Source organism: Gordonia sp. QH-12 (assembly GCF_001578675.1).
Taxonomy (GTDB): Bacteria; Actinomycetota; Actinomycetes; order Mycobacteriales; family Mycobacteriaceae; genus Gordonia; species Gordonia sihwensis.
In genome coordinates, this window is the sequence record NZ_KQ969316.1 from 1 (window position 1) to 6,362 (window position 6,362).

Genomic DNA, 6,362 nt, shown 5'->3' on the forward strand with positions numbered 1-6,362 from the left:
GCGACGGCGACGGAGTCGCCTGCGAATAGGTGATCGGTCACCGGGCAGACAAGCCGCCCCGACTCTCATTTCGAGGGAGTCGGGGCGGCTTTCGTCATTGCCCCTGCTGTTCTCGCCGCTTCCGCTCGCGGTAGTACTGGCGCTCGTCCGAGGACGCGGCACGGCATGCGTCGCACCGGCACCCGTACGAGTATCTCGCTACTGTCCCGTGCTCTGCCGTCGTGCCGAGCGCGCGCATCGCCTCATTCTGTCTGGCCTGCCGCCGCAACGCCTCATCTCGCGCCCACACCAGATCAGACGCGAACCACGGTGGGTCCGGCGGCAGTATCTCTCGTTTGATCCAGTTCCTGAGCGCCGTGTCCGACCTGCCCACGTACGCCGCAGCCGCCCGCTGCGTGTAGAACGTCCGCTCATCGTCGGCGTGCTCTCGCACCTCCGTCATCAGGAGAGCCTCCCGATCCTTTCGGTCGCGGCGGACGATCTGCCTGATCCGATCCGGCGTCACCCCATATCGTGCGGCGAGGTCGGTAGCCGAGACTCCCTGGGCGGCCGCATCGCGAATCTGGCGATCGCGATCCGCATTCGGCGGGGCCTCCTGCATTGACACGGCTGTTTCCCACGCGGCCCAGCACTCGTAGCTGCATGTACGGGCCTGTCGTGCTCCGCCGAACTGGCACCAGGTCGCCCCACACATCACGCACTCGTAGACGCGGCCGACTCGAGTTGCCTTGCCTTTCTTCGCCGATGACTCCGCCCGGGAGGCTTGTGTCTGCGCGCGTACCCCGGAACCGCGGAGCTGATCCATGTCGCGGGATGCGGACGCTGCGAGCGGATCTCGCTTGGCCTCGAAACGTCGCCATCCGGCCGATCCGAGCCGGGCTTTGGATGCCTCGCTGCGCCGCTGGTGGCTGGCCTGGGAGATGAGTGCGGTCCCGCGCGCGAGGCCATGCCTGGCCTTGTACTCGGCAGCCGACATGCCGTGCGCACCGCCCACGTGCGCTCCGACCGACTCGAATCGCTGCCCGCACTCGTGGCACAGGACGGTCGTGCCGTCGTCGTCGAGGACCCCGTAGAGGCCATGTCCCGACGGGTCTCCGAAGATCTTCTCGGGCCGCGATCGGACATCGACGCCGCGCTGCTCACGCTTGTAGTGCATGAGGCACAGGCGTCTGGCGTGCTGGGGACGGTCGCATTCCCACGCTTCGCAGATTTCGACCGGGCCGCGCTCCCCACGGATCGGCACGTCAGCTGTCCTTTCCGAGCCAGAGGCGCAGGGTACGGCGTGTGACCCCGAGGTCCTGGTGCAGCTGGTACTCGCTGGCTCCGTCTTCGACCGCGAGCAGTGCGATCGCGCGGGCCGCGGCCTTGGCGTCTTCGAGGGCCGCATTCAGCCGACCGATTTCGCGGCCGGCGTCGGTCGCTGTCGCCTCGCCGAGGAGGTATTGGGTCGCGGCCGACAGGGCAGCGTTGCGGAGGTCCTGGTCTTCGGGCTCGGGGTAGCGGGTGCCGGTGTCGTCCCAGATCGTGATGAAACGGTCGCGCTGCTCGTCGGTGAGGGTGTCAGCGGCGTCGCCGAGCCAGGCGTCGATCGCGGTGTCGTCGTTGTGCATCAGAATGCTCCTTCTCCGTAGATGCGGTCGGCTGCGGCGTCGATTTCGTCGAGGAAGCCGTCGTTGATGTTCTCGACCGAGATGATGGCGGTGGGGTAGACGAGGTACTCGCCGAGTTCAGCGTCGACCGCGGCGTTTCCGCTCATCTGGCCTTCGAGTTCGATGAGGTTCCATTCGCCGGCGCCGAAGGGGATCGCGGCCTGTACGAGGTACTCGGCGAGTTCTTCGCGGGAGCCGCAGACCGAGATACCTTCGCGGGAGTCGCGCTCCTCGTCACCTCCCCAGGGTCGGCTGATCTGGTTGTCGGCGACGAGGAGGTCGGCGGCTTCGTAGCCTGCCTCTTGGATTCGGAACCAGCTGCTCATGCATACGAGTATACACACTATGGATACTGGTGTACATACTTGACGGTGAATCACCCGAACGGACTACTCGTGCGACACTTCTCCGCATGCTCGTCACTCTGTACGGCGGACCGCACGACGGCCGCACCATCGACGCCGACACGAGCGTCCCGCTGCGGTTGCCGGTCCTGATGCCGGGCGCAGGCGGTGAAGCGCCTGAGCTCGGCGAGATCGCGGCGTACGCGCCCGATGACGGTGGAGTCTGGCGGTACGCAGGCTCATCGTCATGATGGGCGTCGCCGAGCGGGCCAGTCCGCATCGCACGGTTAGAGGACACTGCGCGATACCCTCGACATAGCTGCTGGCGGTAGGGGCCGAGCGAGCATCATTCGCATCGGAGCAGCACCTTGGTCACCGTCATCGACACCGCTGCGGGATTCCCGTCAGCGACAGCCATCAAGAACGCCGGCCACACCGGCATCATCGCCTACGTGTCGCCGTCCCGGCCCGGCACAAACTTCGCCGGAAAGCCGATCACGCGCGCGGTCGCAGACAGCTACCGCGCGGGCGGCGTCGACATCGCGGTCGTGTGGCAGCTCGGCAAGCCCGGCGACCCACAGACGCCCTCGGACTGGACCACCGGATACGCGGGCGGCCGACGCATGGCGAAGCAGGCGCTGGCGAACGCGCGCGCGGCCGGAATGCCGGGCTGGTGCCCGATCTACTTCGCCGTCGACGAAGACATCACCCTCGACCAATGGAACGCGACGGCCAGCCAGTACTTCAAGGGCTGCTGCGACGAGATCGGGCAGGCCTGGGTCGGGATCTACGGGCACTCCCGCGTCGTGGAGTGGGCGGTCGAGGACGGGGTCGTCGACCCGCGGTGGCTGTGGGTGACGCGCGCCTGGTCTGACGACGACGGCCGCGGCTACGCGGCCCTCTACCAGCGGGTGATCGACACGCCCAGCAATCCGGGGCCGACGGTCGGCGGCATCACCGTTGACGTCAACGACGTCTACCGCCCGGATTGGGGCCAGTGGTCGATCGACCGCACACCCGGCGCCGCGCCGACCCCGGAGCCGCCCGTGACGGGTGGCGTGGCGCCGAGGTTCGAGGCAATCAGCCGGATCGGCCAGGCGTCTCAGCCGCGGACCAAGACGCCGATCAACTGGCTGATCCACACCGAGCAGGGCGGCGGCCAGAATCCATCGGAGGATGCTGAGCGCCTGGCCCGGTACTGCAACAACACCGCCAACGGTGTCAGCTACCACTACTCGCTCCGCGCGGGGAAGCTCGTCCAGATGGTGCCGCTCGATCGCGCCTCCTGGTCGGTCCTCGACGCCAACGCGTACACCGTCAACCTGTGCTTCGCCGGATCGTATGCGGAGTGGACACGCGAGCAGTGGATAGCGAACTGCCGCGACGACATCCGGATCGCCGCCTACATCGCGGTCCGCGACTGCAAGGCTCTCGGTATTCCGACCACTGTCATCGCGCCGCCGTACAATCGCGGCTCCGGCATCAGCGACCACCGGTACGTCACGCGTGCGCTCGGTATCGGCACCCACACCGACGTCGGTGGGCCGATGCAGGCACCGTGGTCAGGGTTCCCGTGGGACCTGTTCGAATCCGATATCCGATCGTTCCTCGCACCGGTACCGAACCTCATCGACGCCGAAGCCGCCCGCGCCGCCGCATGGATCGGGAAGCGCCTGGCACCCGTGGGGGCCGTGGGGGAGACGATCATCCGCAAGGACGGCCGCGAGATCGGCCGGTTCGTCCCGTACGAGAACGCACACATCTACTGGCGGACCGGTGCGACATCCGCGATCGCCATCCCGCACGCCGACCCGCAGATCCCCGGCTCCGGGCTGTTCGAGACGTGGGGCGCCGACTACCGCTACGAGCAAGGGCCGCTCGGATTCCCCAAGGTCGCGCACTCCGTCGTCACCAACGGCGCCGTCCAGACGTTCGAGGACGGGCAGCTGTTCCGCAAGAACGGGACGCCGCGGGGCTGGCGGGTCCACGGCCGGATCCTCGATGCCTACGCCGCGCACGGCTACGAGCAGGGCCCGCTCGGCTGGCCGATCGGCGACGAACGCGCGGTCGACGGAACCGACAACCGTGAGCAGCAGTTCGAGCGCGGCCGACTCGTCTGGTCGCCGACCGGAGTGACCGTCGACCTCGCGAAGGGAGCATGACGTGTGGACGAAGACATTCTGGGAGGACGCTGCCGAGCGTGCGGTCAAGACCGCAATCCAGACGCTGCTCGCCGTCGTGAGTTCCGCCGCGACCGCCGCGACGATGTCCGGCGGCGACTGGGGCCTGGCACTCAAGACGGCCGGGTTCGCGGCCCTGTTCTCGATCGCGACGTCGATCGCGTCAGCCCGCGTCGGCGACCGCGCGACAGCGGCGGCACTACCAGTGGCCGCGCCCGGCGGCCGACACTCCCGGACAGACGAATGATCCGCCGCGGCACATGGGTCCCGCTCCTTCCCGAGGGAGCCAGATTCGGTGTGATCATCGTCGTCCCGACCGAGCCGATCCTGCGAGGACTCGACTACGTTCTGCCGGGCGCGGTACCTCCCGCCGTTCAGCTATCCAAGGTCGAGCAGGCAATGCCTCTCTGGCTGTGGGGAACCCTGTGCCTGATCGCGGGGCTGATGGCCCTGACTGGGTTCCTCGGCCGCTGGCGCCGCCTGACGGTCGTCGGCCTGTGGATCGGGGGATCGGTGTACGCCGCGCTGGCTGTCGGGCAGTGGATTGCCGTCGCTCACCAGCCCTGGCTCGATGGGCTCCGCGGCCCGTCGATCGTCACCCTGCTGTGTCTCGCGCAGCTCGGGATGGCTATCGGGTACGCCGCGCAGCCGGACGACCGTGAGGTCGAGCGTGAGGCTGCCGAATGAACGACTTGGCGACGGCCGGAGCGCCGTGGTGGGTGATCGGGATCCTGGTGGTCTTCGGCGTCGTGGTCCCGGCCGGCACCTCGCAGCGTGCCGCGACGATCCCGGGACTTCTCGGATCTGCCGCCCGGTGGTGGCAGGACCGCAAGGACCGCCGACGGCGGGAAGCGGTCGCCGAGGCTCGCGCTGCCGCGGAACCGTCTCCGTCAGCGCTGATCGCGGACCGCGAGATCGAGCGACTCAAGGCGTTCTACAAGGGTCTCGCGGATGACTGCGCAGAAGAGGCCCGGCGGTCGAGGGCGGTCAGCCAGGCATTGACTGAGCGCGTCGAGAAACTCGAGGACCGGGTGACCGCGGTGTCGAGGAAGTTCTTCGTCCTCCTCGGCCACTACCGAAAGTCGGTGGATCGGCTGCAGCGGGGCGAACCGCTCCCGGAGCCGCCGGAAGAACTGCGCCAGTATCTCCCGTGACCGGCTAATGTAACAGTCCATGAACTGTTACATCGTGGGTGGCGCGTGAGTCGCGCGTACGGCTGGACCGTCGACGGCCAGATCATCGACACCGAGGCCGACACTATCCGCCGGGTCGCCGACCTGGTCCTCGACGGTACCCCGGTCCGTGCAATCGCGAACACCCTTAACCGCGAAGGCATCACGACCGGGACCGGCGCATCGTGGGCGATCCCGCCGATCACTCGCATGCTCAAGAACCCGCGCCTCATCGGGAAACGCGACGAGGACGGGCATCTCGTTGACAACCCCGCGGTGCCCGCGATCCTCGACGAGGACCGGTGGGTCCGGATCAACGAGATCCTCTCCGACAGTGACCGGCAGAAGCACACGCGGAAGCCGCACAGGAAGCACCTCCTGACCGGTGTCTGCCGCTGCGGGGTCTGCGGTGAGCCCGCCTACCCGAGCGGGACGACGGTTCGCGCCTCCTGCTCGCATGTGCAGGCCACCACGGCGACCGCCGAATCCGAGATCACTGAGCGGCTCCTGGTGCGCGTGACGTCGCGGCCGTGGCTAGACGCTGTCCAGCAGCAGATCGACCGCGGCAGCGATCACTACAGGTCGGTCATCAGCATGGCCGACGAACGGATCGAGGTCCTCGCGAAGACGTTCGGCGGCGGCACTACCGATGCCGCGGCGTTTGAGGCCGGCGTGGCGGCCGCGCGAGAAGTGCGCGCGGAGGCGGAGTCGTCGCTGGCGTTGATCGACGTCGTGGACCGGTTTCCGTCGCTGACGGACGAGGACGTCGTTCGATGGTGGGCGGACGAATCGACGCCGCTTGAGGATCGGCGTGCACTGATCGCTTCGGTGATCGATCACGTCGACATCCTGCCGTTGCGGGAGTCGTCGGACCGGGACCGGTTCGTCGTTCACTGGCGGTAGTTCATGGTCAATCCCTGGGATATTCCTGGGATTTGATGCCGCCAGAAAGAAGAATGCAGGTCAGGAAATGTTTCCTGACCTGCATTTTCTCTGCGGAGGATAGGGGATTCGAAC

At 67.6% G+C, this 6,362-nt stretch carries 9 protein-coding genes; 6 read left to right on the forward strand and 3 right to left on the reverse strand.

The genetic code is table 11. From position 1 onward, the window contains the following. Nucleotides 1-94: 94 nt before the first annotated feature. The 3 genes from Y710_RS18090 to Y710_RS18100 all read right to left on the reverse strand — a co-directional run bounded on the left by Y710_RS18090 (nt 95) and on the right by Y710_RS18100 (nt 1,975). Nucleotides 95-1,156 carry a MucR family transcriptional regulator gene (locus Y710_RS18090; protein WP_269449342.1) on the reverse strand — a complete coding sequence of 354 codons (1,062 nt, stop codon included), beginning with the start codon at nt 1,154-1,156 and terminating at the stop codon, nt 95-97. 88 nt (nt 1,157-1,244) lie between these two features. Beyond that, nucleotides 1,245-1,610 (reverse strand): hypothetical protein, encoded by a 366-nt coding sequence (locus tag Y710_RS18980; RefSeq protein WP_006897613.1) that lies wholly within the window; start codon nt 1,608-1,610, stop codon nt 1,245-1,247. Then, nucleotides 1,610-1,975 carry a hypothetical protein gene (locus tag Y710_RS18100; RefSeq protein ID WP_006897614.1) on the reverse strand — a complete coding sequence of 122 codons (366 nt, stop codon included), beginning with the start codon at nt 1,973-1,975 and terminating at the stop codon, nt 1,610-1,612. The genes Y710_RS18980 and Y710_RS18100 overlap by 1 nt, the downstream gene beginning before the upstream one ends. An 86-nt stretch (nt 1,976-2,061) precedes the next feature. On the opposite strand from Y710_RS18100, the gene Y710_RS18105 reads away from it, so the two are divergent. The 6 genes from Y710_RS18105 to Y710_RS18130 all read left to right on the forward strand — a co-directional run bounded on the left by Y710_RS18105 (nt 2,062) and on the right by Y710_RS18130 (nt 6,248). Next, nucleotides 2,062-2,244 (forward strand): hypothetical protein, encoded by a 183-nt coding sequence (locus tag Y710_RS18105; protein WP_062368101.1) that lies wholly within the window; start codon nt 2,062-2,064, stop codon nt 2,242-2,244. A gap of 117 nt (nt 2,245-2,361) precedes the next feature. Next, entirely contained in the window at nt 2,362-4,155 is a 1,794-nt protein-coding gene (locus tag Y710_RS18110) for a glycoside hydrolase domain-containing protein (protein ID WP_062368102.1), read from the forward strand. Between the two features lies 1 nt (nt 4,156). Further along, complete coding sequence (locus Y710_RS18115) at nt 4,157-4,420, forward strand: holin (protein WP_062368103.1); 264 nt, start codon at nt 4,157-4,159, stop codon at nt 4,418-4,420. 50 nt (nt 4,421-4,470) lie between these two features. Further along, nucleotides 4,471-4,860 carry a hypothetical protein gene (locus Y710_RS18120; protein ID WP_156479483.1) on the forward strand — a complete coding sequence of 130 codons (390 nt, stop codon included), beginning with the start codon at nt 4,471-4,473 and terminating at the stop codon, nt 4,858-4,860. After that, complete coding sequence (locus Y710_RS18125) at nt 4,857-5,327, forward strand: hypothetical protein (RefSeq protein WP_062368105.1); 471 nt, start codon at nt 4,857-4,859, stop codon at nt 5,325-5,327. Before Y710_RS18120 ends, Y710_RS18125 begins: the two co-directional genes overlap by 4 nt. A gap of 45 nt (nt 5,328-5,372) precedes the next feature. Further along, on the forward strand, nt 5,373-6,248 hold the full coding sequence (locus tag Y710_RS18130; RefSeq protein WP_062368106.1) for a recombinase family protein: 876 nt from the start codon (nt 5,373-5,375) through the stop codon (nt 6,246-6,248). The last annotated feature ends 114 nt before the right edge of the window (nt 6,249-6,362 follow it).